This window comes from Rhizobium sp. YTUHZ045 (assembly GCF_051124255.1).
Lineage (GTDB): Bacteria > Pseudomonadota > Alphaproteobacteria > Rhizobiales > Rhizobiaceae > Rhizobium.
Genome location: NZ_CP101432.1, coordinates 3,584,684 through 3,609,740 on the forward strand (window position 1 = coordinate 3,584,684; position 25,057 = coordinate 3,609,740).

Annotated in this window: 19 protein-coding genes; 7 read left to right on the forward strand and 12 right to left on the reverse strand. The window is 61.2% G+C overall.

The window, feature by feature from the left end; translation table 11 throughout:
• Positions 1 to 21: 21 nt before the first annotated feature.
• Together NMA58_RS17735 and NMA58_RS17740 are read right to left on the reverse strand one after the other, a co-directional pair.
• Complete coding sequence (locus NMA58_RS17735; RefSeq protein ID WP_434711482.1) at positions 22 to 2,232, reverse strand: putative bifunctional diguanylate cyclase/phosphodiesterase; 2,211 nt, start codon at positions 2,230 to 2,232, stop codon at positions 22 to 24.
• Positions 2,233 to 2,313: 81 nt separating this feature from the next.
• Entirely contained in the window at positions 2,314 to 3,708 is a 1,395-nt protein-coding gene (locus tag NMA58_RS17740) for a GH1 family beta-glucosidase (protein WP_434711483.1), read from the reverse strand.
• Positions 3,709 to 3,975: 267 nt separating this feature from the next.
• On the opposite strand from NMA58_RS17740, the gene NMA58_RS17745 reads away from it, so the two are divergent.
• Positions 3,976 to 4,377, forward strand: a complete 402-nt coding sequence (locus tag NMA58_RS17745) for a DoxX family protein (protein WP_097597199.1) — start codon at positions 3,976 to 3,978, stop codon at positions 4,375 to 4,377.
• A gap of 73 nt (positions 4,378 to 4,450) precedes the next feature.
• Here the strand turns inward: NMA58_RS17745 and NMA58_RS17750 are convergent, their stop codons facing one another.
• The 5 genes from NMA58_RS17750 to NMA58_RS17770 form a co-directional block, all read right to left on the reverse strand.
• On the reverse strand, positions 4,451 to 5,638 hold the full coding sequence (locus tag NMA58_RS17750; protein WP_097597198.1) for a Gfo/Idh/MocA family protein: 1,188 nt from the start codon (positions 5,636 to 5,638) through the stop codon (positions 4,451 to 4,453).
• Between the two features lie 199 nt (positions 5,639 to 5,837).
• Entirely contained in the window at positions 5,838 to 6,890 is a 1,053-nt protein-coding gene (locus tag NMA58_RS17755) for a sugar phosphate isomerase/epimerase family protein (RefSeq protein WP_183698642.1), read from the reverse strand.
• Positions 6,891 to 7,138: 248 nt separating this feature from the next.
• On the reverse strand, positions 7,139 to 8,086 hold the full coding sequence (locus tag NMA58_RS17760; protein WP_011426857.1) for a substrate-binding domain-containing protein: 948 nt from the start codon (positions 8,084 to 8,086) through the stop codon (positions 7,139 to 7,141).
• A gap of 86 nt (positions 8,087 to 8,172) precedes the next feature.
• Positions 8,173 to 9,177: an ABC transporter permease gene (locus tag NMA58_RS17765; protein ID WP_434711484.1), complete on the reverse strand. Its 1,005-nt coding sequence runs from the start codon at positions 9,175 to 9,177 to the stop codon at positions 8,173 to 8,175.
• Between the two features lie 77 nt (positions 9,178 to 9,254).
• Positions 9,255 to 10,781, reverse strand: coding sequence for a sugar ABC transporter ATP-binding protein (locus NMA58_RS17770; RefSeq protein WP_097597196.1), 1,527 nt, complete (start codon positions 10,779 to 10,781; stop codon positions 9,255 to 9,257).
• Positions 10,782 to 11,038: 257 nt separating this feature from the next.
• On the opposite strand from NMA58_RS17770, the gene NMA58_RS17775 reads away from it, so the two are divergent.
• The gene (locus NMA58_RS17775) at positions 11,039 to 12,070 is read left to right on the forward strand and encodes a LacI family DNA-binding transcriptional regulator (RefSeq protein WP_097597195.1); all 1,032 of its coding nucleotides are present in this window, start codon (positions 11,039 to 11,041) and stop codon (positions 12,068 to 12,070) included.
• A gap of 61 nt (positions 12,071 to 12,131) precedes the next feature.
• Here NMA58_RS17775 and xylA read toward each other — a convergent pair whose 3' ends face one another.
• From xylA to NMA58_RS17800, 5 genes are all read right to left on the reverse strand, one after another.
• The gene (gene xylA, locus NMA58_RS17780; protein ID WP_434711485.1) at positions 12,132 to 13,442 is read right to left on the reverse strand and encodes a xylose isomerase; all 1,311 of its coding nucleotides are present in this window, start codon (positions 13,440 to 13,442) and stop codon (positions 12,132 to 12,134) included.
• 196 nt (positions 13,443 to 13,638) lie between these two features.
• On the reverse strand, positions 13,639 to 15,093 hold the full coding sequence (gene xylB, locus NMA58_RS17785) for a xylulokinase (RefSeq protein WP_434711486.1): 1,455 nt from the start codon (positions 15,091 to 15,093) through the stop codon (positions 13,639 to 13,641).
• Between the two features lie 20 nt (positions 15,094 to 15,113).
• A complete protein-coding gene (locus NMA58_RS17790; protein WP_434711487.1) occupies positions 15,114 to 16,136 on the reverse strand; it encodes a LacI family DNA-binding transcriptional regulator in 1,023 nt (340 codons plus the stop codon).
• Positions 16,137 to 16,341: 205 nt separating this feature from the next.
• Positions 16,342 to 17,943 carry a DHA2 family efflux MFS transporter permease subunit gene (locus tag NMA58_RS17795; protein WP_430958038.1) on the reverse strand — a complete coding sequence of 534 codons (1,602 nt, stop codon included), beginning with the start codon at positions 17,941 to 17,943 and terminating at the stop codon, positions 16,342 to 16,344.
• A 26-nt stretch (positions 17,944 to 17,969) separates the two neighbouring features.
• The gene (locus NMA58_RS17800) at positions 17,970 to 19,184 is read right to left on the reverse strand and encodes an HlyD family secretion protein (protein WP_434711488.1); all 1,215 of its coding nucleotides are present in this window, start codon (positions 19,182 to 19,184) and stop codon (positions 17,970 to 17,972) included.
• Positions 19,185 to 19,335: 151 nt separating this feature from the next.
• On the opposite strand from NMA58_RS17800, the gene NMA58_RS17805 reads away from it, so the two are divergent.
• From NMA58_RS17805 to lysS, 5 genes are all read left to right on the forward strand, one after another.
• Positions 19,336 to 20,016 (forward strand): TetR/AcrR family transcriptional regulator, encoded by a 681-nt coding sequence (locus NMA58_RS17805; RefSeq protein WP_430958040.1) that lies wholly within the window; start codon positions 19,336 to 19,338, stop codon positions 20,014 to 20,016.
• 107 nt (positions 20,017 to 20,123) lie between these two features.
• On the forward strand, positions 20,124 to 20,960 hold the full coding sequence (locus NMA58_RS17810) for an AraC family transcriptional regulator (RefSeq protein ID WP_430958041.1): 837 nt from the start codon (positions 20,124 to 20,126) through the stop codon (positions 20,958 to 20,960).
• A 107-nt stretch (positions 20,961 to 21,067) separates the two neighbouring features.
• Positions 21,068 to 21,817 carry a TerC family protein gene (locus tag NMA58_RS17815; RefSeq protein WP_085779527.1) on the forward strand — a complete coding sequence of 250 codons (750 nt, stop codon included), beginning with the start codon at positions 21,068 to 21,070 and terminating at the stop codon, positions 21,815 to 21,817.
• Positions 21,818 to 22,060: 243 nt separating this feature from the next.
• Positions 22,061 to 23,527: a glutamate--tRNA ligase gene (gene gltX, locus NMA58_RS17820; RefSeq protein WP_085779528.1), complete on the forward strand. Its 1,467-nt coding sequence runs from the start codon at positions 22,061 to 22,063 to the stop codon at positions 23,525 to 23,527.
• Between the two features lie 22 nt (positions 23,528 to 23,549).
• Positions 23,550 to 25,046: a lysine--tRNA ligase gene (lysS, locus tag NMA58_RS17825; RefSeq protein WP_183698624.1), complete on the forward strand. Its 1,497-nt coding sequence runs from the start codon at positions 23,550 to 23,552 to the stop codon at positions 25,044 to 25,046.
• Positions 25,047 to 25,057 lie beyond the last annotated feature (11 nt).

Sequence of the window (25,057 nt, forward strand, 5' to 3'; positions counted from 1 at the left end):
CGCGCCCCGGGAATTTCGCCGTCAGGCCGCGCCGAGGCGCCGGGTTGATTGCTCCGCAGTACGAAGCTCGTTCAGCATCTCGGTAATTCGCTCGGCCGCCAGAGGCTTTCCGAACAAATAGCCCTGCAGACAGTCGCAGCCGAACAGGCGCATGGCAACCGCCTGCCCCTCGGTCTCGATGCCTTCCGCCGTCACTGGGATATCGAGAGAGCGGGCGAGCGCCACCGTTGCCTGCAGCATTTCGCGCTGGCGCTTGTCCTCGTTGACGCCCATGACCAGTGAGCGGTCGATCTTGATGCGGTCGAAGCCGAACTGTCTGAGATAGCCGATCGAAGAGAAGCCGGAACCGAAGTCATCGAGCGCCACTTTAACCCCCAGCCCCTTCAGCCGTTCAATCGACTGGCGAGTGCGCTGCGGATTCTGGATCATATAACCTTCGGTGATCTCGAGCGTGATGCGGCTGGCCTCGATCTCCGTCTGCTTCAACACGTAGCGCACATAATCGGTGAAGGCGGGATTGCGAAACTGGCCGGGCGAGACATTGACCGAGACGTTCAGTTCCGGCCACTGCTTGGCCGTTTCGCAGGCCTTGCGCAGCACGAACAGGCCGAGCGATTCAATGAGGCCGCTGGTCTCGGCGATCGGAATGAACACCTCGGGCGAAACCGGGCCGTGGCCCGGACGGTTCCAGCGCACCAGCGCCTCGACGCCGGTCAGCGCATGCGTCCCCGCATCGACCAGCGGCTGATAGGCAAGCGTCAGGTCACCGCTTTCAATGGCGATTCTGAGATCGAGCTCCAGCGCATTGCGCTGCTGCCGGTCCGCATCCATCGACGGATCGTAAAGCGTCATCCGCGCACGGCCCGCCTCCTTCGCCTTGTACATGGCAAGGTCGGAACGGCGCACCAGTTCCTCGCGATCGATTGCACCGGCAGGCGACATGGCGATGCCGATGCTGGCGCCAACGACGACAACACGGCGACCGATCTCCAGCGGCTCGACGAGAAAATCAAGGATCTGCTCGGCAAGCTGGAGGGCGGCAGCGTTCTCGGCATCGGAGAGAAAGGCGATCGCAAATTCATCCCCGCCGATGCGGGCGAGAACTGCGCCTTGCGGGATCAATACCTTAAGGCCGGCCGCGACCGCGCGGATCAACTGGTCGCCGGTACCATGGCCATAGCTGTCATTGACTTCCTTGAAACCGTCGAGGTCGAGATAGAGGAGCAGCACATTGCGTTTGCTCTGGCGCGCTTCGAGGACAAAACGATCGACGGCGAGCCCGAGGCCGTCGCGATTGGAAAGGCCGCTCAGCCTGTCGCGCAGCGCCTCTTCGCGCGCGCTGTTCTCCTCCGCCTTCAGGCGTCGGCCGGCCAACCAGCCGATGGCCAGCAGCACCACGAAGAAGAGCCCAACGAGACCGAGTGCCTGGATGACCATCGGCCGCACCTGCGCGTAGGCGATATTGCCGGGTGAGCGAGAATTCCAGACGAGCTTGCCGATCGTTGCCCCCGACGGATCGGCGATAGGTACGAGATATTCGGCCGCGAAATTCGGCGGCGCTAGCCTCAGTCCGCCGATCACATAGGTCTGCCCGAGCCCGGCCACCCTGTCGTCATCGAGATGGCGGGCGAAAATAAGATAACGGTGCTGCCCGGCAGGCGCATCAAGCGCGCCGGATTTCTTCCGCACCAATGCCACGCCGACAGCGGCAATGCCGCGTTTGCTGGTGATGAAACCGACCGCCTGGGGCGTCTCGGCCGTGCCGGCCGTCTTGACCGCGTCGAACAGTTTCCACAGCGAAGGCGCGAAGAAATCCGCCGGCGGCTCCTCCATCGGCTTGCCGTCACGATAGGCCATGATCGAATTCTTCGCATCATCGACAAGGATCGCCATGTCGAAAAGCGAGCTGTTGACCGACATCTCGCCGTAGTTGCTGACCGTCCACGCCATGCCATCGGACGCATAGACGTTGGCGGCGGCATCATCCCAGGCGGCATAATCGTCGAGCGTCGCGCCGAGCTGATCCTCGAAGGTCTTCAACGCGCCGATCGTCGTTTCGCGCGAGCGCTCGTCGTCAAGGACATTGGCGTTCTCAGCGACGCGTTCGAGTGCCGTCAAAACCATGATGGTGGCGACCGCGACGATGACAGCAAAGGAGAACAGCACGCCCGTGACGGTGATGTGACGGCCTATGGCCGATCCCCTGCCCTGCAATTTTTCGAGTATTTGCATTCCGGCTCCCTGACCAGCGGAGTTTGCCAGTCAAGGGTTCAGAAACGTTTAAGCAACTGCCTGTTGCAGCTTTCCGCCGGTCTATTTTTTCAGTTTGTTCTGCTGAGCCGGCAGGTGATTGCCTTTCGGAAATTCTGCCGCAAGTGCGCTATACCATTTGCCGCTCTTCTTCACCGTGCGGACCTGCGTTTGGTAATCGACATGGACGAGGCCAAAGCGCATACGGTAGCCTTCGGCCCATTCGAAATTATCCATCAGGCTCCAGGCGAAATAGCCGCGCATGGGGTAACCGTCCTTGATGAGGTCGGCCACGACGTCGAGATGATCGCCGAGATAATCGAGACGCATCGTATCGTCGACCTCGCCATCGACAACACCAGTATTGTCGCAGGCGCCGTTTTCGGTGATGTAGCATTCCGGCAGGTCATAGCGACGATAAAGGTTCTCGACCAGGAGCTTCAACCCCGGCGCATAGATTTCCCAGCCGATATCGGTCTTGATGTCACTTCTCGGCGGCGCTTTCACCGTCCAGGGGAAATCGCCTTTTCGTTCGGCATCGTCGACGACGCGCTCGGGCGTGTAGTAATTCAGACCCCACCAATCGAGCTTCTGGCTGATGAGCTTCAGATCGCCGTCTTCGATGACGGGCATGCGGTCACCGAGCGCCTCGACGAATTCCTTCGGATATTCGCCTTTGAAGACGGGATCGAAGAAGGCGCCGTTGTGGAACTGATGCGCACGTTCGGCGGCGGAAAGATCGGCCGGGCTGTCGGAGCCCGGGATGATCGAGGCGGCGTTGAGCACAAGCCCGACCGGCACATTGGGAGCTTCCGAACGGATTGCCTCGACGCCGAGTCCGTGGGCAAGATTCATGTAATGCATGGCGTGAAGGGCAGCCTGCATATTGCGCTCACCCGGAGCATGGATACCGTAGAGGTGGCTCAGCCAGACGATGCACCAGGGCTCGTTGAAGGTGGCGACGGCATCGAGGCGGTCGCCGAGGCGGCTCATGACAGTCTTGGCGTAACGCTGAAAGGCATAGGCAGTCGAGCGCGCCGTCCAACCGCCATCGCCCGCGAGCAGCAGGGGCAGGTCCCAATGGTAGAGCGTCGCGAAGGTCTTGATCCCGCGCGCCTTGCAACCGTCGACCAGCCGATCGTAGAAGTCGAGGCCCGCCTCGTTCACGGGACCCGTGCCCTCCGGGACGATACGCGGCCAGGCAATGGAGAAGCGATAGGCTTCGACACCCATCTCCTTGATGAGATCGAGGTCGTGCTCCAGGCGGTTATAGTGGTCGCAGGCAACGTCGCCGTTGTCGCGATTGTAGACGCGGCCGGGCATGTTGCAGAAAGCATCCCAGATAGACGGCTTGCGGCCATCGGCCTTACCGGCGCCCTCGATCTGGAAGGCGGCGGTGGCAACACCGAAGGTGAAATCACCGGGAAAGCGGCTTGCAAGCGTCTTCGCATCGATCATCTGTAAATCCTGTCTCTCAGCATCTGAATTGACCGTGGGGCTCGGATTTAGCCAAGCCGGCAAGCAAAGTACAGGCCCGGCAGCAGAAAAACTGCAACGTTACAGTATAGGCTGCCGAGCGGCGGAGACTGGGCAAGCCAGCCGCTTCGACTTGCCGCGTTTTTCGCCTCCGATTGCTCTCATAACGCGAATGTCAGCAGTCGTGACTTGCTGCCGAGCCCATGATCACTACACAGCGAAGGCATCGCCAAACATGAAAGGAACCCAATGCTCTCTTCAATCCATCTGCTGCAGCCGCATCTGCTGAGCCTGCTGCGCATCGTCTCGTCGCTTGTGCTTTTCAGCTATGGAACGCAGAAGATCCTGCATTTTCCGGCCGCGGCAAGCGTGCCGCCGATGGGCTCGCTCTCCTGGATTGCCGGACTGATCGAACTCATCCTCGGCTTCCTCGTCCTGGTGGGATTCCAGACCCGCATCGCAGCCTTCGTGCTCTCGGGGCTGATGGCATTCGCCTATTTTATCGGTCATGCGGGCAAAAGCTTTTATCCCGCCCAGAACGGCGGCGTCGCTGCAATCCTGTTCTGCTTCGTGTTTCTCTATCTGGTGGCGGCAGGCGCCGGCCCGCTCAGCGTCGATAACCTGCTGAAGCGTGGCCGCGCTGCTGCCTAATGACCATAAGCAAAACGCCGAGGCGACCTGAGCCCACCTCGGCATTTTCCTCGAGCCACGCCGATCGGTAAACTCAGACCTTGACCCATGCGCCGTTTTTCTTCGAAGAGGCAACGCAGGCCTCGACGAAGGCCACGCCCTTCACGCCGTCATCGACTGTGGGGTAGACCACAGCCTTGTCGACAGCCTTGCCCTTCTTGCGGGCGTTGATCGCATGTGCGGCTTCCGTATAGATCGTCGCGAATGCCTCAAGGTAACCTTCCGGATGCCCCGACGGCACCCGCGAGACACGACCGGCCGCCGCTCCGGCGCCGGCGCCGCCGCGGGTGATCAGCCGCTTCGGCTCGCCGAACGGCGTGTACCATAGATAGTTCGGGTCCTTCTGGGTCCATTCCAGCCCGCCCTTGGTTCCGTAGACGCGAACCATCAGGCCGTTTTCATGGCCGGGCGCCACCTGGCTGCACCAGAGCATGCCCTTGGCCGGCTTTTCCGCGCCCTTCGCCTTGAAACGCAGCATGACATGAGCATTGTCATCAAGCCGGCGGCCGGGAACAAAGCTGTCGAGATCGGCAGCCAGGCTGTCGAGTTCCAGGCCAGTTATGAACGAAGCGAGATTATAGGCATGCGTGCCGATATCGCCTGTGGACCCGCCGACGCCGGACTGGGCCGGATCGGTGCGCCAAGCCGCCTGCTTTTGGCCGGTCTGTTCGACCGCTTCCGTCAGCCAGTCCTGCGGATATTCGGCCTGGACCACTCTGATATCGCCGAGCTCACCGTTCGCGACCATCTCGCGCGCCTGACGGACCATCGGATACCCGGTGTAGTTGTGCGTCAGCACGAAGAGCGCGCCGCTCTCGTCGGCCACCTTCTTCAGCTTCTTCGCGTCCGCAAGGTTCGATGTCAGCGGCTTGTCGCAGATAACATGGATGCCGCGTTTCAGGAATTCCTTGGCCGCGTCGTAATGCACATGGTTCGGGGTAACGATCGCGACCGCTTCGATGCCGTTCTTCAGCTTCGCCTCGCGGATCGCCATTTCGCGGTAGCTGGAATAGGTCCGCGACGGGTCGAGTCCAAGGTCGCGGCCGGACTGAACCGCCTTCTCAGGCGTCGACGACAATGCGCCGGCGATGAGATCGTACTGATCGTCGATGCGGGCTGCGATGCGGTGCACCGCACCGATGAACGCGCCCGCGCCGCCGCCCACCATCCCCAGCCGGATGCGCGGCTCGCGTGTCTGTTCCGATGATGCTTCGATTGCCATTCTTGTCCTCCTGAAATTTAACCTGGTGCGGATGCGCGCCCCTCATTCGGCTGCCGCCACCTTTCTCCCCGCTCGCGGGGAGAAGGGATATGCCGCAGTCTCTCCGTTCCCCGCTCGCTCTCGCAAGGCACGTCCCCTCTCCCCGTCAGAACGGGGAGAGGGTTAGGGTGAGGGGCAGCCTCGCGGCAAAACCTATATCTTAAAGCCCCAGCATCCGCCGATTGGCCGCCTGGTCCGTGCCGCCGGCCGCGAAATCGTCGAAGGCCTTTTCCGTGACGCGGATGATATGTGCGGCCACGAATTCGGCCCCCTCCCGGGCGCCGTCCTCCGGATGTTTCAGCGCACACTCCCATTCGACCACAGCCCAGCCGTCGAAATTATTGGCCGTCATCTTCGAGAATACCGCACCGAAATCGACCTGACCGTCGCCGAGCGAGCGGAAGCGGCCGGCGCGTTCCACCCAGCCTTGGTAACCGCCATAGACGCCCTGGCGCCCGGTCGGATTGAACTCAGCATCCTTGACGTGGAACATCTTGATGCGGTCCTTGTAGATGTCGATGTTCTCGAGATAGTCGAGGCATTGCAGGATGTAGTGCGAGGGATCGTAGAGCATGTTGGCGCGCGGATGGTTCTTCACCCGCTCCAGGAACATCTCGAAGGTGATGCCGTCATGCAGGTCCTCGCCCGGATGGATCTCGTAGCAGACGTCGATGCCGTTCTCATCGGCATGGTTGAGGATCGGCGTCCAGCGGCGGGCAAGCTCGTCGAAGGCCGTCTCCACCAGACCGGCGGGACGCTGCGGCCAGGGATAGATGAAGGGCCAGGCGAGCGCGCCGGAGAAGGTCGCATGCGCCTTGAGGCCGAGGTTTTTCGATGCTGTCAGCGCCATCTTGACCTGCTCGACCGCCCATTCCTGGCGGGCTTTCGGATTGCCGCGCACCTCGGGGGCCGCAAAGCCGTCGAATGCTTCATCATAGGCGGGATGAACGGCAACCAGCTGGCCTTGCAGATGGGTCGAGAGCTCAGTGATTTCTATGCCGTTTTCGCGGGCCTTGCCGGCGAACTCGTCGCAATAATCCTTGGAGGTTGCTGCCTTTTTCAGATCGATCAGCTGGCTCGCCCAGGTCGGAACCTGAACGCCCTTGTAACCGATGTCGGCCGCCCATTTGGTGATCGCGTCCCAGGAATTGAAAGGCGCGGTATCGCCCGCGAACTGGCCAAGGAAAAGGCCGGGACCCTTGATCGTCTTCATGTCAGATTCCTCCCTGAATATCGACCGTAAACGTTTCTGAAGAACTTGTAGCACGCATTTCGGCGGGAGCAAGGTGCCTCCTCGCACTTGCCGCCGGATTGGCGCGAGGCCAGATGCGGTATGGCTGCGACCTAATCATGATGGGCTGTGGCGGGCAAGAGGTACGTGCAGCATTTTCGCCGTCCGCCAGGTGAGGGCATAAAAATGCGCCCATCCTTGCGAATGGGCGCACCTGCCCGATCAAGTGATCAGAACGGAGAATCCGGGAAGTAGAAGTTCTTGGCATTCTCCTTGGTGACGAGCGTCGCGTCGAGGATGTAGTTGCCGTGAACCGGGACCTGGTCGTAGAGTGCCGCCGCCGTCAACTCCATTGCCGTGCCGACCATTGCCGGGGGATAGAGAACGTCGACCGGGATCAGCTTGTCGCCGTCCATGACCTTCTTGACCATGTCCTTGGAGCCGGCGCCGGCGACGACATATTGAATGTCGGTGCGTTTGGCCTGCTCGATCGCCTGCAGAACGCCAACGGCCATATCGTCGTCCTGGCACCAGACGACGTCGATCTTCGGGTACTTCGTCAGGTAGTCCTGCATCACCTTGAAGGCGTCGTCGCGGTTCCAGTTGCCGTACTGGCGGTCGAGAACCTTGACCTTGGAGCCGGCGATACCCTTGTCGAAGCCGTCCTGGCGCTGCTGGTCGATCGGGATCGGCAGACCGCGGATGACGACGACTTCGGCTTCCGGCGTCTTTTCGGCAATATATTTGCCGGCGACTTCACCGAGGGCAGGGTTGTTGCCGGCGACGTAAAGATCACGCACGGAATTGTCGTTATTCGACGGCGCGCGGTCGACAAGTGCTACGAACTTGCCCTTGTCCTTGACCTCCTTGATGGCGTTGACGAGCGGATCCGGATCCGACGGCAGGATGACGAGCGCATCGATGCCTTGCGTATCGAGGTCCTGCACGGCGTTTGCCTGCGTCGCGGCATCCGGCGAGGTCTTGACGATGACGTTCAGGCCCGGATGTTCCGCCATCAGCTTCTTGGCAATACGCTCGGCATGGAACACGACGCCGGAGGTCCAGCCGTGATCGGCGGCCGGAATGGACACACCGATCGTGTAGTTCTTGTCCTGGGCGTAGGCTGCGCCGGCAAAAGCCACCCCCGCAACCGCCAGACCCAACATGAGCTTGCGCATGCTATTTCCTCCCAAAAATATCAGGGACTTGTCCAATCCGAGCCGGGTGCCCTGTCAAGCCCGGCCAATCCGAGAAGTTCTTTGTCTTAGGATTTGCGAACCAGCGACCGCTGCACCAGCATGGCGATGATGATGATTGCACCCTGGATCGCGCCGATGAGATACTCGCTGATGAAGTTCGACAGCAGCATGATGTTGCCGACGAGTTCGAGAATGAAGGCGCCGCAGATGGTCCCCCAGACCCGGCCGGCGCCGCCCTTGAGCGCCGTGCCGCCGACGACGACGGCGGTGATGGCCTGCAACTCCCACAGGATGCCGGTCGTTGCCGAGGTGGATCCGAGACGCGGCACATAGAGCAGCACGGCAATCGCCACACAGAGGCCCTGGATGACGAAGGCAATGGTGCGCACGCGGTTGACCGCTATGCCCGAATAGCGCGCGACGTCGCTGTTCGAACCGACAGCCACGACATGGCGGCCGTAACGGGTGCGATAGAGGATGAAGGCTGCAATCGCGGTGACGACAAGGATCACCATGATCGGCACGGGAATACCGAGAATATTGCCGAAATAGGCCGGACGGTAGAGCGTCTGGATTTCACTCGAGCGCAAGGTGATCGCGCCGCCCTGCGACAGCCAGGTGGTCAAGCCGCGATAAATGCCCATTGTGCCGAGTGTGGCGATGAAAGGCTCGATCTTGCCGACGGTGGTGATGAGCCCGTTTGCGAGGCCGCAAAGAGCCCCGGCAATCACCGTAAAGACCACCGCGGCCGTCAGCATCAGCACCGGATCGGCAATGACGCCCGAATTGATCAGCAGGATCATCAGGCTGGCGACGAAGGCGACCATCGAGCCGACGGAAAGGTCGAGATCTCCGGCCGAGATCACGAAGGTGGCGCCGACCGCGATGATGGCGATGAAAGCGCAGCGTGTCGCGACGTTGGCAAGATTGGTGATGCCGATGAAATTCGGGTTGACCAGTGCGCCGACAATCAGGAGCAAGGCCAAGGCGGCAAACGGTGCAACCGCGCGCAGATCAACGTCACGCCAGGACCTGCGCCGGATCGCCCTGGTCTCCTCGTTAATGCTCATGTCCAAAACCAACCTCCCGTCCCAGTTCGTCTGGGCATCCTATCTATTGTCCGCGTCGGCGAAGTCTCGCTCCGGCCTCACGCAGCCACCTTCTTTTTGAGCCCGGCGGCGTAACGCATGATCTCCTGCTCGGAAATCTCGTCGCCCTCGAGCACGCCGACAATCCGTCCTTCGCGCATGACGGCCACTCTTGTGCAGAGCCCGATGACTTCGGGCATTTCCGACGAAACGACGATGATTGATCGGCCGTCGCGGGCGAGCGCCGAAATGAAATGATAGATCTGCTGCTTGGTGCCGACATCGATGCCGCGCGTCGGCTCGTCGATGATGATGATGTCGGGATCGGTCTCCATGACCTTGGCGAGCAGCAGCTTCTGCTGGTTTCCGCCCGACATGCGGCCGGCGACGATATTGGTGTCGCGAACCCTGATGTCGAAGCGGCGCTTGGCTTTTGCCAGTGCGGCCGCCTCGCTGCTCGGACTGAGATAGCCGTGGCGCGAATGTCTTCCGAGCGATTGCAGCGTCAGATTGGTCGCCATGCCGGAGCGCAACAGCAGACCCTTCGACTTGCGGTCCTTGGTCATATAGGCAAGACCGCAGCGATTGGCCGCGTGCACGTCGCCGGAGGGGACCGCTTGCCCCTTGATGACCACCTCTCCCTCGAGGCGGGGCCGCAGTCCGGCAATCGCCTCCATCAGTTCGGTACGGCCGGAGCCGATCAGGCCGGAAAAGCCGATGATCTCGCCCTTGCGCACTTCGAAGCTCGCATCCCTGACATAACCGGTCGACACCGAAGCGACGCTGAGGACGATCTCCTCGTCGACATCAGGCTCGACCTTGGCCGGATAGAGGCTGGAAAGTTCGCGGCCGACCATCAGCTGCGCGATCGATTCCCCGTCCAGGATTGATGTCGGCGACGTCTTGATCCATTGGCCGTCGCGCAGCACCGTCACCCGATCGGTCAGCTCCATTACCTCGTCGAGCTTATGGGACACGAAGACGAAGCTCGTACCCTGGTCGCGGAGCTTGCGGACCTGCTTGAAAAGCATATTGGTCTCTTCCCGCGACAACACGGCGGTCGGCTCATCCATGAAGACGACGCGCGCATCGCGGCTGATCGCCTTGGCGATCTCGACCATTTGCTTGTCGGCGATGGAAAGCGTGCTGATCAAGGCATTCTCATCGACATGCGAACCGAGCACGTCGAGAACCTTGCGCGTCTCGGCGCGCATATATTTGCGGTCGAGCACGCCGAGACGCGTGACTTCGCGACCGAGGAAAAGGCTTTCCGTCACGGTCAGATGGTCGGCGAGGTTGAATTCCTGGTGAATGATAACGATGCCGAGCGCTTCCGCAGCGCCATTCGGCGGCAGCACCACAGGCTTGCCGTCGAGCAGGATCTCGCCCGAACTCGGCTGCTCGAAACCCGACAGCACCTTGACAAGCGTGGATTTGCCGGCGCCGTTTTCGCCCATGAGCGCATGGATTTCACCGGCGCGGAGATCGAAGTTGACGCTGAAGAGGACCTGCACGCCGCTGAAGGATTTGCATATGCGCCTGGCGGACAGCACCACGGGTGCGGTGTCGGCGATCTCCACGGTCATTATGCCCTCCCCTAGAGCGCCGCATCCCGGCAACGCTCCATTTTGAACTAGCGCACATTTTCCGTCTGAAAACCGCCTTAGGCCTCAAACAGGCACGCGCACGCGGCTCCCATCCGCTTCGAGCCTTATGTAAACCTTTACATCAACCATGTAAAGGTTTACATCGTGGATTAACACAGATCAGTTGACGCTTGCCTTTGACCTCTCGACAAGTCTGTGTAGTGTCGCGGCGAAGACAGCCTTAAGGCAGAGCCCCAGTGTCGAATTCCACGCCCGCAACAATCGAAGATGTCGCCCGGATCGCCGAGGTCTCCATCGCGACGGTCTCGCGGGCGATCCACACGCCGGAAAAAGTCGCCAACTCGACGCGGCTCAAGGTCAATCAGGCGATCGCCATCACCGGTTATACGACCAATGCCATGGCCCGCAGCCTGAGACTCGGCCGCTCCAACATGATCCTCGTGGTGGCGCCCGATATCGGCGATCCCAATTTTTCCAATATTCTCGTCGGACTGGAGAACGAGGCCCGCGCCCACGGCTACGGCGTCCTGATCGGCCACACCCAGAACGATGCCCAGCGCGGCCTGGAATATCTGAAATTCTTCAACTCGAACCAGGCGGCCGGGCTCATCCTCTTCACCGGCATCCTGCCCTTCGGTCATCAGACCATGACGGCGCGGCTGCCGCCGAGCGTCGGGGTTTTCGAACCGGTCTTCAACGGCGGCATCCCCTATGTTGGCGTTGACGATACCGAGGGCGCTCGGAAAGCTGTCGACCTGCTGCTGGCCGAAGGGCATCGCAAGATCGCCTTCATCGGCGATTCCCGCACCCGGCTCGCCTATACCAGGCGCCGCATGGGTTATGATGCCGGTCTCGACGCTGCTGGCGTCCCGCCCGACTTGAGGATCGTGCTCGAAGGCGACGGCACGATCGAAAGCGGACGGCATGCGGTCGAGCAGCTTTTCATGCGCGACACGCTTCCCACAGCCTTCATGTGCGTGAACGACCAGACGGCGATCGGCGTCATGATCGGGCTCGGCGCACGCGGCTATGATATTCCGCGGGATTTCTCGGTGACGGGCTTCGACGATGTGCCCCAGGCCGTCTTCATATCCCCGTCTTTGACGACGATCCGCCAGCCGCGAACGGCGATCGGCAAGCAGGCGATGGCGCTGTTATTGGAACTTCTGTCCGACGGCCAGCCGGCCGAGACGGAAATCCTGCTGAGGCCGGATCTCGTGGTGAGAAACTCCGTCTCCGCGCCCTCACGCAACTGGTTGAAGCGCTGAACGGAGATAGAATAGCCGACCACAAAAAGCGCCGGCGACCGATGGCCGCCGGCGTCCATCATCAAACGTAACGGTTGACGATATTCTCGAGCAGTTCCTGCTTGCCGGATCTCGGCTGCGGATTGACATCCTTGGTCTCGACCCAATTGGTGATCTCCTCGAGCGAATACTCGCCGCGGAAGAGCTTCTGCGCCTCGGCCGATTCCCAGCCGGCGTAACGATCGGCAAGCGGCTGCGACAGAGCCTTGTCCTCGATCATCTTGGCAGCCGCCTTGAGACCGCGGGCGCAGCAATCCATGCCGCCGATATGGCCGATCAAGAGGTCTGCCGGGTCGAGCGACTGGCGACGCAGCTTCGCGTCGAAGTTGGTGCCGCCGGTTTTGAAGCCACCGCCTGCCAGAACGTAGTAATAGGCAAGCGCCATTTCCGGAACATTGTTCGGGAACTGGTCCGTATCCCAGCCGGACTGGTAGTCGTTGCGGTTCATGTCGATCGAGCCAAAGATGCCGAGCGCATTGGCGAGCGCCAGCTCATGCTCGAAGGAGTGGCCGGCGAGGATCGCATGGCCCTGCTCGATATTGAGCTTCACCTCGTTTTCGAGACCGTGCTTCTTGAGGAAGCCGTAGACGGTCGCGACATCATAGTCATACTGGTGCTTGGTCGGCTCCTGTGGCTTCGGTTCGATCAGGATCGTGCCCTTGAAGCCGATCTTGTGCTTGTATTCGACAACGAGGTTGAGGAAGCGGCCGAGCTGGTCGAGCTCGCGCTTGAGGTCGGTGTTGAGCAGCGTCTCGTAACCTTCGCGGCCGCCCCAGAGCACGTAGTTCTCGCCGCCGAGCTTCTGCGTAGCGTCGATGCAGGTCTTGACCGTCGCGGCTGCGAAAGCGAAGACATCGGGATCAGGATTGGTCGCCGCACCCGACATATAGCGGCGGTTGGAGAACAGATTCGCCGTGCCCCAGAGCAGCTTGGTGCCGGTCGCCGCCTGCTTTTCGGCGAAATAATCGACGATCTCGTTGAGGTTCCTGGTGTTCTCGGCAAAATTCTTGCCTTCCGGGCGCACGTCAGCGTCATGGAAGCAGTAGTAGGGCGCACCGAGCAGCGAGAAGAATTCGAAAGCGACGTCGGCCTTCAGCTTGGCCGCCTTCATCGAGTCTTCGAACCACGGGCGCAGGAAGGTCTGGCCGCCGAAGGGGTCGCCGCCCGGCCAGGTGAAGGTGTGCCAGTAGGCTACCGCAAAACGCAGATGGTCTTCCATGCGCTTGCCGAGGACGATCTCGTCCGGCTGGTAATAGCGGAAGGCCAGCGGATTGGTGCTGTCCGGGCCCTCATATCTGATCTTCTGGATATCGCCGAAAAATCCGGTGCTCATGTTGGGGTCTCCTTGGGTTCGTCGTTCAGTCTTATCGTTCGTGCCATACAGCCCCCTCATCCGCCTGCCGGCACCTTCTCCCCAGGGGGAGAAGAGACTTGCCGCAACGTTTGCAGCTCTTTCAAAGCCGTCGCTGCGGGCTCCGCCTCTCCCCTCGGGGGAGAGGGTAGGGTGAGGGGGCCGCTGGCTCAGACTCTCAATGCGCCAGCGACTTGATCGCCGGATAGAGCGCCCGGTAACGCTTGTAAGCATCCTCATAAGCGCCCTTCAGCGCCGCGACCGGTTCGATCGTGCCCGCCGTCATTGGCGGCGTGCAGACGGCGATCGGATCCGCACCCGTCGCCGCGATCAGACCGAGACGAGCGGCGCCGAAGGCCGCGCCGAAATCGCCGTCAGCCGGCAGGTCGACAGGAAAGCCGAGCGCAGTGGCGATCGAACCCAGCCAATAACGGGAGCGCGAGCCGCCGCCGATTGCCGTAACGCGGGAAATGTTGGTGCCGGCAGAGCGCAAAGCTTCGAGATTGTCGCGGATGGCGAAGGCCACCCCTTCTAGCACGGCCTGGGTGAGCACGACGCGGCTGCTTTCATGCTCCAGCCCGAAGAATGCGCCGCGGATCACGGCGTCATTGTGCGGCGTACGCTCGCCGGAGAGATAGGGTAGGAAGGTGACGCCGGAAGGCGCCTTCACCCTCTCGCCAAGTTCGCTTGTGAGTTCGGCAGCGGATTTGCCGGTCACACCGGAGTGCCAGTTGAGGGCATCCGTGGCCGACAGGATGACTCCCATCTGGTGCCAGGTGTTGGGCAGCGCGTGGCAGAAGGCATGCACGGCGCTTTCCGGCTTCGGCAGATAGGAGCCGTTGGCCGCAAAAAGCACGCCCGAGGTGCCGAGCGAGACGAAGGCCGCGCCGTCGCTGACCGTACCCATGCCGCAGGCCGAAGCCGCATTGTCGCCTGCGCCGCCGGCGACGACGACGGTGCCCGATATGCCCCATTGCGCCGCGAGTTCGGACCTTAGTCTGCCGGCCTGATCGGTGCCTTCGACGAGCGCCGGCATCTGCTCCTTGGAAAGGTTGGTGGCAGCAAGCAGTTCGGACGACCAGCCGCGCTTTCCTGTATCGAGCCAGGAGGTGCCCGCCGAATCCGACATTTCGGAGATATATTCGCCGGTCAGCCAAAGGCGTAGATAATCCTTCGGCAGCAGCACCTTGGCAATCTTGGCGAAGACCTCAGACTCATGCTTCTGAACCCATGCGAGTTTCGGCGCAGTGAAGCCGGGGAAGACGATGTTGCCGGTCAGCGCACGGAAGCGCGGATCGGCATCGAGTGCCGCCGCCTCGACATGGCTGCGCGTGTCGTTCCAGAGGATGCAGGGGCGTAGCACCTTGTCGGAAGCATCGAGCAGGGTCGCGCCGTGCATCTGCCCGGAAAGACCGATGCCCTTGACTGCGGCAAACTCCTTTGGATGTTTCGCCTTGAGCCCGGCGACGGCCTCCTCGGTCGCGCGCACCCAGTGAGCCGGTTCCTGTTCCGACCAGCCGGAATGCGGGCGCGAGACGTCGAGCGCGCCGTTGGCCGAACCGACGATCTTCTGGTCGCCGTCGATCAGCATCGCCTTGACGCCGGAGGTTCCGAGATCGAGACCGAGATACATGTGGCATTCTCCCTTTGCCGTTACGGCAGATTGTCCTTCAGGAATATGTCGAGCCGGATGCGCTCCTGCGCTTCGATGACGGCGAGCCCGTCCGCCTTGGCCTTCAACACCCGGATGGCGCTGCGCACCTCGTGACCGGCATTCTGATTGAGTATCGCATCGATCGTGTTGTCGATAAGCGCCGCCCGCGTGTGGGCGGTCAGCTCGTGGGCGATGACCGTCAGCGTCCGGTCGACGGCCTTCTCCTTCAGTGCCCGGATGAGGCCGCGATTGCCGGCGCCGAGGCTATAGACGCCGATAATGTCGGCATTCCCAAGTGCCTCCGCGACGAGCATATGGGCGATCTCCGGATCGTCACGGCCCTCCAGAACCGGAAGGATCGCAAGATCGGGAAACTCCTCTCCCATGACCGAAGTGAACCCTTCCAGCCGCTCGCGATGGTCGCGCACCAGCATGGAGCCGGCGAGCACGGCGATCTTGCCCCTTCGCGGCCCTAGGAACCGGCCGAGCAGACGGGCCGCCGTGCGGCCAGCCGCAATATTGTCGACACCGGCGTAGTGATGGCGCAGCGATCCGGTAAGATCGGACACCAGCGTGACGATGGGAAAGCCCGCACGCACCAGCCCGTCGACGACGGCACGCACTTCCGGCGCATCGGTCGCAACCATTGCGATGCCGCAAGGCTTTTCGCGGGAAAGCCCTTCGAGCACGGCGACGAGAGCGGCCGGATCGAAGGCAGGTACCTCGATGGTACGAATATCGGTGCGTTCAGCAGGCGAGCGGAGGATCGCCTGCCGGATTTCGGCATTGAGCCCGTGCATGAAGGAATTGTCGCTGGCCGGGAGGATGAAGACCAGCGGATAGGTGCGACCCTTGGCGAGATTGGCGGCGGCGACGTCCCTGATATAACCGAGTTCGCGGATTGCGGTCTCGACCTTCTCCCGCGTGACATGGCGCACACCAGGACGCTGATTGAGGACCCGGTCGACAGTCGCGAGACTGACGCCCGCCGCAGCGGCGATATCGTGAACAGTTGGCCTCATCGTTCCTCCTGACGAGACCATTAGCGCCAAATTTGATGTACGTAAATCAAAAAAACCAGCGGGGCGATTTTCGCATCATTTTTCCGGTCTTGCCGGCCGCTGGCATCAATTCGCTGAGCGATCGCCCACCTGATGACACAGAGGCTGGAAAAGCGCAACAAAAAGGCCCTCCGGAGAGGGCCTTTTCGAGGGACGGGGCCGGAGGTCAGTGGCCGCCGCCACCTCCTCCGCCGCCTTGCGGCGCGGGTTTCTTGATCATGGCGACACCCAGGATCATCGCAACGAACAGTGCGGTCAGGATCAGGAACACATCGCTGAAGGAAAGGATGACCGCCTGCTTAGTGGCGAGGCCAACCATCTGCTTGATCGCGACCGAAGTGCCGTCCATGCCGTAACTGGTAAAATTGGCGGCCATGTTGTTCATCTGGTCGATCGCCGCCGAATTGCCCCAGTCCATATTCTCCCGCAATCGCTCGTAGTGCACATCCTGCCGGTTGGTGAGCACGGTGTTGATGACAGCGAGGCCGACGGCGCCGCCAAGATTTCTGGTCAGGTTGAACAGGCCGGACGCACCGCGGATGCGCGAGGGCGGCATCGTGCCGAGCGCGATGTTGTTGATCGGCACCATGCACATCATCAGCCCGAAACCGCGCAGGATCTGCGGGATGAAGAGCTCGTAGAAATCCCAGTCCGCCGTCAGATGGATCATGATGTATGTGCCGGCGGCGAAGCTGATAAAACCGATCACCATCATCAGGCGCAGGTCCATCTTGGTCGACAGCCGCCCGGCGATCGGTGCCGTGAAAAACATCGCAAGCCCGGAGACGAACATCGTCTCGCCGATCATCAGCGAGTCATAGCCGCGGATTCGCCCGAGATAGACGGGGTAGATATAGGTAAGGCCGTAGAGGCCGATGCCCATGACGAAGGAAAACACCGAGCCGAAGGAGAAATTCCGGTTCGCAAAGGCCTTCAGGTCGACGACGGGAAACTCCACCGTGAAGGCGCGATAGAAGAAGACAATGGCCGCGGCACCGGAGGCGACGGCAGCCAGCGCGATGGAATTGTCGTTGAACCAATCGTTCGAGTTGCCCTCTTCGAGCACATATTCCAGCGCACCGAGGAAGACGCCCATCGAGATCAGCCCCCACCAGTCGAACTTCTTGAAGAGCGACAGTTCCGGCTTGTCGAAGTCGATGAAGTTCCAGGTAACCAGCGTGACGATGATGCCCGGAACGATATTGACGAGGAACAACCAGTGCCAGGAGAAGGCGTGGCTGAGATAGCCGCCGACGGTCGGGCCGATGGTCGGCGCCAGCGTCGCGATCAGGCCGATGATCGGCGAGACAATGCTGCGCTTCGACGGCGGGAAGATGGTGAAGGCGGCCGCGAAGACCGACGGGATCATGCCGCCGCCGATGAAGCCCTGTATGGCGCGGTAGACGATCATCTGGTCGATATTCGTCGCCGTCGCGGCGAGCGCGCTCGCCATGGTGAAGCCGGCGGCCGAGATGGCGAAGAGATAGCGCGTCGAGATGATGCGCGCCAGCGTGCCCGACAGCGGGATCATGATAACTTCCGCGATCAGATAGGCCGTCTGCACCCAGCCGATCTCGTCGGAACCGGCCGACAGGCCGGCCTGAATTTCGGCAAGCGACGCAGAGACGATCTGGATGTCGAGGATCGACATGAACATGCCGAGCACCATCGCGAAAAAGGCGATGAGCTTCCTCGGATCCATGCGATCTCCGGCGTGGGCGGGCGCTGTCGGAATTGTTCCCGCTGTTGCTGTCGCGCTCCCGGCCATCGGATCATCTCCGCCTTGTTAGAGGCTCACTTGTTCGGCGCCGTGCGAGTATCAACGTCGACCACGACGCTGAGGCCCGCGCGCAGACGGCCGCTGTCGAGCGCATCCTGCGGCAGCGCGATGCGCACCGGCACGCGCTGAATCACCTTGGTGAAGTTGCCCGTGGCATTTTCCGGCGGCAGCAGCGAAAAGACCGAACCGGAGGCCGGCGAGATCGATTCGACGGTGCCGACGATCGGATGGTCGTCATAGGCATCGACATGGACGCTGACCTTCGAGCCTGGAACGAGATGCTGGATCTGCGTTTCCTTGAAATTGGCGTCGATATAAAGCTGGCGCACCGGAACGAGCGCCATCAGCCGCTGGCCGGGCGAGACCAGATCGCCTTCCTGGACGGAACGATTGCCGACGATGCCGTCATAGGGCGCTTTGAGCACGGTGAAGGAGAGGTCGCGGGCGGCCTTGTCACGCTGGATTTCAAGCGTGCGGACGGAACCTTCCGCTTCCCTGCGCTGGGCTTCGAGGATGGCAATATTGGCCTGCGCCGCCACGATATTGGCGTCGCCGCCGGCAAGATTGGCCTTGGCCTGATCGAGTGCGGTATTGGCATCATCGAGATCCGCGGTGGTGCCGACCGACTTTGCCTGCAGGTCGCTCTGGCGCTTCTGCTTGATTTCCGCGCCACGAACCGTGGCTTCGAGGGCAGTCTTCTGGGCCTGGGCCTGCACAAGGCTTGCCTTGGCGCCTTCCATCTGCGCATCAATACGGCTTAGCGAAAGCTGCTCGGTCGCAATCTGGGCATTCGCCTGATCGAGGGCATTCTGGTAGTCGCCGTTATCAAGGGTAGCGAGAACGTCGCCTGCCTTGACTTCCTGGTTGGCGACAACATTCACCTTCGCGACGTAGCCGGTAACCTTCGGCGAGATGGTCGCGATATCGCCTTCGATATAGGCATCGTCGGTCGACACCATGAACCGGCCGTTCATCCACCATTCGTATCCGTACCAGCCGCCGCCCGCAAGCAGGGCAAGCACGACGATCGGCAGCACCGGGCTGCGGCGCTTCTTTGCCGTAGCAGGAGCAGCAACTGGCCCCTGGGCCGGGACTGACTGTGCGGGAGCAGCCGGCTTTTCCAGGGCTTCCGCCGTCGGCGCCTCGGCAATGACCGCGACCTTTGCCTCTTCGGCTTCGGCGTTTTCGCTGACGATACGCGCGACGTTGCTCTTCTGGTTGCTCGACATGGCCACTCTACCGATCTTGGAGTAATAATCGAACTGAACGGTTCGGTTCAGTTGACATAAACCTGTTTTATCGTCATATCAAGATGTATAGAACCAATCGGTTCGATTTCTTTTAAGGAAGTTGTGAAACCGTGAACACGGTTAAGGAGACATGACGCTAAAACCCGACCACGCCGCCGTATTCAGTCCTCCCGCCGCCGGGGGCCGATTTGCCGCGGGCGAAGACCCGGCCAAGCGCCAGCAAATTCTTGCCGGCGCCAAGCGAGTCTTCATGAAAATGGGCTTCGACGCCGCCAGCATGAACGACGTAACGCGCGAAGCTGGCGTGTCCAAGGGAACGCTCTACGTCTATTTCACCAACAAGGAAGAGCTGTTTTCGGCGATGATCGAGACCGAGCGCGCCGCCTTCGTGGCGGCCGTGCGCACGGCCCTTGCCGAGCATGATGACCCCGAATCCGGCCTGTACGAATTCGGGATAAGCTTCGTCACCCACATGACCGATGAGAAGGTCATCAGCGCGATGCGCACCGTTCTCGGCGTTCGCGACCGCATGCCGGTACTCTGTCAACGCTTTTTCAAGGGCCCGGTAAACCTGCGCACGATCATGCGCGATTTTTTGGAACAGCATGTCGCCGAAGGCCGGCTCGAGATCGACGACATCGATCTTGCCGCCGGCCAGTTTCTCGATCTTGCCAGCGGCAGCTTCTTCAAGCTCCGCCTGTTCGGCAGCATGGAAGAACCGCCGACTCGTGAGGAAATCGACCGCGTCATCCGCGGTGCGATCAAGGTCTTCATGGCAGCCTACGGCGCGCGCCGGCACGAGACTGCTTAATCCCGTATCCTTGACTGCCGCTCCCCTTCGGCCAAAACTCCGCAAGGACGATCAAACCCGGCTGCCGGCTTTTCTCTAATGAAGGAGCCGCAACCAGGGGAATGAAGATGAACGCCATCGCACGGGCGATCTGGTTCATAGAGAGCCATTTCGAAAGCGATATATCGCTGGAAGAGATATCGGACGCAGCCGGATTGTCGCGCTACCATCTGTCGCGCGTCTTCGGGCTCGTCACCGGCCACTCGATCAGCAGCTACATGAGAGGACGGCGCCTCAGCCGCGCCGTGCCCGCATTGGTCACCGGCTCATCCACCATTCTCGAGGTTGCGCTTTGCGCGGGCTACGGCTCGCACGAAGCTTTCACCCGTGCCTTCCGCGAGCAGTTCGGCATGACGCCGGATGCTGTGCGCAGACAGGGACACGCCCGTAACCTTGTTTTATTGGAGCCGATCCGAATGGATACCGACCACCTCAACGACCTCGAACCACCCCGTTTCGAGACTCTTCAACCAATGCTCTTTGCCGGCCTGCAGGAGACCTACCCTTATGGCGACAATGCCGCCATCCCCTCGCTTTGGCAAAAGTTCAATACCCATTTCGGGCATATTCCAGGCCAGAAAGGCAATGTCGCCTATGGCATCTGCAGACATATCGGCGAGGAGGAGAAATTCCGCTACATGGCCGCAGCCGAGATTTCCGACGCCGGCGACTTGCCCGCGGAGTTTACGACGCTCAAGCTTCCGGGACAGCGCTACGCCGTCTTCACCCATCGCGGCCACGTCTCCGGCATTTCCCTGACCATGAACCGGATTTTCGGCACATGGTGGCCAAGCTCAGGCCTGGAACATGGCGAGACACCCGACATGTTCGAATGTTACGACGAGCGCTTCGATCCCTATACCGGCATGGGCGTCACCGAAATCTGGCTACCTGTAAGGGAATAAAGATCATATCAGTTTCGTATACCCGCTTGTGGCGCTTGTCCGGACGGCAGGCGCCATTACATTGCGCGCGTCGTTCCATCATGTGACGCCAAAGAGGATATACGCTGATGCAGGATATCATGACGCTCATTCAGGACCCGGCCGCCTGGGTGGCGCTCATCACACTGGTGGTGATGGAAGTCGTTCTCGGGATCGACAACCTGATCTTCATTTCCATTCTGACCAACAAACTGCCTCCTGAGCACCGCGAGAGAGCTCGCCGGATCGGCATCGGCCTTGCCCTCATCATGCGTCTGGCCTTGCTCGGCACCGTTGCCTGGATCGTGCAACTGACCGAACCGCTGTTTGAAGCCTTCGGCCACGGCTTCTCATGGAAGGACCTGATCCTGATCGCCGGCGGCCTGTTCCTCGTCTGGAAAGCCACCAAGGAAATTCACCACAGCGTCGACCCCGTAGACCATCAGGAAGATTTCATCGCCACGTCGGCAACGACAGGCTTTGCATCGGCGATCGGTCAGATCCTGCTGCTCGACCTGGTCTTCTCCGTCGACAGCATCATCACCGCCGTCGGCATGACGCCGCATCTGCCGATTATGGTGATCGCCGTCATTGCCGCTGTGACCGTCATGCTGGTTGCCGCGACCCCGCTCGCCAACTTCATCGAAAGAAATCCGACGATCGTCATGCTGGCGCTCGCCTTCTTGCTGATGATCGGCACGACGCTGATCGCCGAAGGCATGGGCTTCCACGTGCCGAAGGGCTACGTCTACGCCGCCATGGCCTTCTCGGCGCTGGTCGAGGTGCTGAACATGTTCGCACGCAACGCCCGCAAGCGGAAACGCGAAGGCGCGCACTGAGGCAGATACGGGAGCGTGCGCCGCAACCGGCGCACCTTCTCAGCGTCCGCAAGCCGTTGCGGACGCGGTTTTTCTTGACGCGCCCGGTTGAATATGGCCTAAGGCCAGCCGAACGGACGATCGGCGAATGGTGCGGGCGAATGCCCTTTTTCGGCCGGTTTGCCGATGAAGATATCTGCATCCTTCCGGCCGAACGTCGCTTTCCCGTGAAAGCAGTCCGGCATTCATTGACGGGCACATACAATGACAAATTCCGGGACAGCTTCCGGCGTCCGCGTCCGCATCGCTCCCTCGCCGACCGGCGAGCCGCATGTCGGCACCGCTTATATCGCTCTCTTCAACTACCTCTTTGCCAAGAAGCACGGTGGCGAGTTCATCCTGCGCATCGAAGATACCGATGCGACGCGCTCGACCCCGGAATTCGAGACCAAGGTGCTGGACGCGCTGAAATGGTGCGGGCTGGAATGGAAGGAAGGCCCCGATATCGGCGGCCCCTACGGCCCTTATCGCCAGTCCGACCGCAAGCCGATGTACCAGCCCTATGCACAGGAACTGCTGGACAATGGCCATGCCTTCCGCTGTTTCTGCACGCCTGCGCGGCTGGAGCAGATGCGCGAGGCGCAGCGCGCCGACGGCAAGCCGCCGAAATACGACGGTCTCTGCCTGAACCTCACGGCCGAAGAAGTCACCTCGCGCATGGCGGCCGGCGAAAGCACCGTCATCCGCATGAAGATCCCGGCCGAAGGCTCGTGCGACTTTACCGACGGCGTCTACGGCGACGTCTCCATTCCGTGGGATTCCGTCGACATGCAGGTCCTCATCAAGGCCGACGGCATGCCGACCTATCACATGGCCAATGTTATCGACGATCATCTGATGAAGATCACCCATGTGGCGCGCGGCGAGGAATGGCTGGCGTCGGTGCCGAAGCACATCCTGCTCTATCGCTATTTCGGCTGGGAGCAGCCGGTCTTCATGCATCTGTCGTTGATGCGCAACGCCGACAAGTCGAAGCTGTCGAAGCGCAAGAACCCAACCTCGATCTCCTATTATTCCGCGCTCGGTTATATCCCCGAGGCGCTGATGAACTTCCTCGGCTTGTTCTTCATCCAGATCGCCGAAGGCGAAGAGCTTCTGACGATGGAAGAACTGTCCGAAAAGTTCGATCCGGACAATCTCTCCAAAGCAGGCGCGATCTTCGACATTCAGAAGCTCGACTGGCTGAACGGCCGCTGGATCCGCGAGAAGCTCTCCGAGGAGGAATTCCAGGCGCGCGTACTGACCTGGGCGATGGAGAACGATCGCCTGAAGGCCGGCCTGCGCCTGTCGCAGACGCGCATTTCCAAGCTCGGCGAACTGCCCGATCTAGCAGGCTTCCTGCTGAAATCCGATCTTAGCCTGCAGCCGTCCGATTTCGCCAAGATCAAATCGCCGCCGGAAGAGATCCTAGAGATCCTCAACACCGTCCAGCCCGATCTCGAAAAGATCCTGGAATGGAATGTCGAGACGATCGAGGCGGAGCTGCGCGCCGTCGCCGACCGCATGGGCAAAAAGCTGAAGGTCGTGGTGGCACCGCTCTTCGTCGCCGTCTCCGGCTCGTCGCGTTCGCTGCCACTCTTCGATTCCATGGCGCTGCTCGGCCGCTCCGTCGTGCGCCAGCGCCTGAAGCTCGCAGCACAGGCGGTCGCCGCCCTCGTCGGCTCGAAATAAGAAAAGTCAGAGGATTTCGACAGTGGCTGACAACAAGACCGAAAACACCCTTTCCTCCGACGCGACCGAGGTGCGCGCCCAGAAGCTCAAGCTGCTGCGCGCGCAGATCGGCGATGTATATCCGGCGCATTTTCACCGGACGCTGACCAATGCTGAGCTTGGCGCCAAGTATGAATCTCTGGAACCCGACGTCGAGACGCAGGATGTCGTCACCGTCGCCGGCCGCGTCTATTCCTCGCGCAATTCCGGCATGTTCATGGATATCCATGACGCCTCCGGCAAGATCCAGATCTTCAGCCACAAGGACACGACGCCGGAAGAGGCCCGCGCCCTGCTGCCGATGATCGATATCGGCGACATCATCGGTGTCACCGGCATCGTGCGCCGCACCAAGCGCGGCGAGCTGACGATCAACGCGCAGAAAATCGAAATGCTGACGAAGTCGCTGCTGCCGATGCCCGAGAAGTGGCACGGTCTCTCCGATATCGAGCTGCGTTACCGCAAGCGCCATCTCGACATCATGACCAACGAGGATTCGAAGCTGCGCTTCCAGCAGCGCTCGAAGATCGTCTCCGGGATCCGCCGTTTCATGGAGAATGACGGCTTCATGGAAGTCGAGACGCCGATGCTGCATTCCGTCTATGGCGGCGCCACCGCCGAGCCGTTCAAGACGCATCACAACACGCTGAAGCTCGACATGTATCTGCGCATCGCGCCGGAACTGTTCCTGAAGCGTACGCTGGTCTCTGGCCTCACCGACAAGGTCTTCGAGATCAACCGGAACTTCCGCAACGAAGGCGTCTCCACCCGCCACAATCCCGAATTCACCATGATGGAGTGCTACTGGGCCTATGCCGATTACGAGGACATGATGGACCTCGTCGAGCGGCTGTTCGAGACCCTGGCGCTCTCCATTCATGGCACGACGGAATTCGACTTCGTCGACAAGCGCCTCTCCTTCAAGGGCCCGTTCAAGCGTGTGCCGATGCCGGATGCCGTCAAGGAAGCAACCGGCATCGATTTCCTCGCCATCAAGACCGACGAGGAAGCCCGCGCCGCCGCCAAGGCTGCCGGCTTTGCGGTTGAGAAGGACTGGACCTGGGGCGAATGCCTCGCCTTCATCTTCGAGGAAAAGGTGGAAGCGACGCTGATCCAGCCGGCCCACGTCACGCATTTCCCGAAGGACATCTCGCCCTTCGCCAAGGAAGTGCCGGGCGAGCCGCGGCTTGTCGAACGCTTCGAGACCTATTGCAATGCCTGGGAACTCGGCAACGCCTTCTCGGAACTCAACGATCCCGAGGAACAGCGCCGCCGCATGGTCGAGCAGCTCGAGCAGGCGCATGCCCGCGGCGAAAAGGAAAAGCAGCTGGACGACGAATTCCTGGACGCGATCGACCAGGGCATGCCGCCGGCTGGTGGCCTCGGCATCGGCGTCGACCGTCTGATCATGCTTCTGACCAACGCGCCGTCGATCCGCGACGTCATCCTCTTCCCGGCCCGCCGCAGCAAGGCCGACTGACAGGAAAGATG

Coding starts and splice junctions, on each gene's coding strand:
- NMA58_RS17745 (WP_097597199.1), top strand. CDS start 3,976: ATGCTCTCTTCAATCCATCTGCTGCAGCCGCATCTGCTGAGCCTGCTG.
- NMA58_RS17815 (WP_085779527.1), top strand. CDS start 21,068: ATGCAGGATATCATGACGCTCATTCAGGACCCGGCCGCCTGGGTGGCG.
- NMA58_RS17740 (WP_434711483.1), bottom strand. CDS start 3,708: ATGATCGATGCGAAGACGCTTGCAAGCCGCTTTCCCGGTGATTTCACC.
- NMA58_RS17765 (WP_434711484.1), bottom strand. CDS start 9,177: ATGAGCATTAACGAGGAGACCAGGGCGATCCGGCGCAGGTCCTGGCGT.
- NMA58_RS17755 (WP_183698642.1), bottom strand. CDS start 6,890: ATGAAGACGATCAAGGGTCCCGGCCTTTTCCTTGGCCAGTTCGCGGGC.
- NMA58_RS17770 (WP_097597196.1), bottom strand. CDS start 10,781: ATGACCGTGGAGATCGCCGACACCGCACCCGTGGTGCTGTCCGCCAGG.
- NMA58_RS17760 (WP_011426857.1), bottom strand. CDS start 8,086: ATGCGCAAGCTCATGTTGGGTCTGGCGGTTGCGGGGGTGGCTTTTGCC.
- xylA (WP_434711485.1), bottom strand. CDS start 13,442: ATGAGCACCGGATTTTTCGGCGATATCCAGAAGATCAGATATGAGGGC.
- NMA58_RS17750 (WP_097597198.1), bottom strand. CDS start 5,638: ATGGCAATCGAAGCATCATCGGAACAGACACGCGAGCCGCGCATCCGG.
- NMA58_RS17805 (WP_430958040.1), top strand. CDS start 19,336: ATGACGCTAAAACCCGACCACGCCGCCGTATTCAGTCCTCCCGCCGCC.
- gltX (WP_085779528.1), top strand. CDS start 22,061: ATGACAAATTCCGGGACAGCTTCCGGCGTCCGCGTCCGCATCGCTCCC.
- NMA58_RS17735 (WP_434711482.1), bottom strand. CDS start 2,232: ATGCAAATACTCGAAAAATTGCAGGGCAGGGGATCGGCCATAGGCCGT.
- NMA58_RS17795 (WP_430958038.1), bottom strand. CDS start 17,943: ATGGCCGGGAGCGCGACAGCAACAGCGGGAACAATTCCGACAGCGCCC.
- NMA58_RS17790 (WP_434711487.1), bottom strand. CDS start 16,136: ATGAGGCCAACTGTTCACGATATCGCCGCTGCGGCGGGCGTCAGTCTC.
- NMA58_RS17810 (WP_430958041.1), top strand. CDS start 20,124: ATGAACGCCATCGCACGGGCGATCTGGTTCATAGAGAGCCATTTCGAA.
- NMA58_RS17800 (WP_434711488.1), bottom strand. CDS start 19,184: ATGTCGAGCAACCAGAAGAGCAACGTCGCGCGTATCGTCAGCGAAAAC.
- xylB (WP_434711486.1), bottom strand. CDS start 15,093: ATGTATCTCGGTCTCGATCTCGGAACCTCCGGCGTCAAGGCGATGCTG.